Raw genomic sequence first — 865 nt, forward strand, 5'->3', positions numbered from 1 at the left:
CTGGCACTCCGAACATACGGCTCGCGGTTTCGCAATAGAGGTCTTTACCTTCGCGGAAGGCTTGCAGGGTGGTTGTTTCTCCTGCTAGCCAGGCGATGACACGCGCTTCAATTGCAGAGAAATCAGCAACGATAAACCTGTGCCCAGGTGAAGGGATAAACGCGGTGCGGATCAACTGTGAAAGTGTGTCGGGCACGGACTCGTGCAGAAGCTCAAGTGCCTCGAGGTTGCCTGTTCTGACGAGCGTTCGGGCTTGGTCAAGATCAGGCAGATAGTTCCTGGGGAGGTTCTGGACTTGGACGAGGCGTCCGGCGAAACGTCCGGTGCGTCCTGCGCCGTAAAACTGGATCAGCCCACGTGCTCGACCGTCGCTGCCTGCGACGTTTTGCATGGCTTGGTATTTCTTGACGCTTGATTTTGCTAGATCGCCGCGAAGTCCGAGGACTTCTTTCACCGTGCCAGTCGCGGTGTCGAGGGCGGCATCGACCTCGGCCTTTGCCAACGAATCCAGCACGCAGCCACGCGATGCGAGCCATTGTTTGAGTTGGATGGGCGAGTTCGGATTCTCCAACCCAGTCAATGTCTGTGCCCGAGCGAGTGTCGCGTTGCGGTGGTGCTCATCCACCCCGACCGCGTTATCAACCAGCGTGTGGTCGAGAAGAATCCCGGCATCATTAATGCGTTGGTCGAGCGTGTAGGTGTCCCATTCGGACTCCGGCATCGGAAAACAAGCCAGTCTGTCGTGGATGGCAAGCTCGACTTCGACATCACGACGGTTGTAATCAATAAACCTCGCCCACCCGGTCGGGTCAGCTGATGGTGGATTCCTGCGTTTGCCGCCGTTCAGGACTGAGGGTGTGGCGGG

General features: G+C 57.9%; 1 protein-coding gene. It reads right to left on the bottom strand.

Features of this window, described 5'->3' with window-relative positions; translation table 11 throughout:
• On the bottom strand, nucleotides 1-865 hold an 865-nt coding region (locus HMPREF2975_RS08395; RefSeq protein ID WP_227469348.1), incomplete at both ends, for a DNA polymerase.

It is taken from the genome of Actinomyces sp. HMSC065F12 (assembly GCF_001814535.1).
GTDB classification, from domain to species: domain Bacteria; phylum Actinomycetota; class Actinomycetes; order Actinomycetales; family Actinomycetaceae; genus Pauljensenia; species Pauljensenia radingae_A.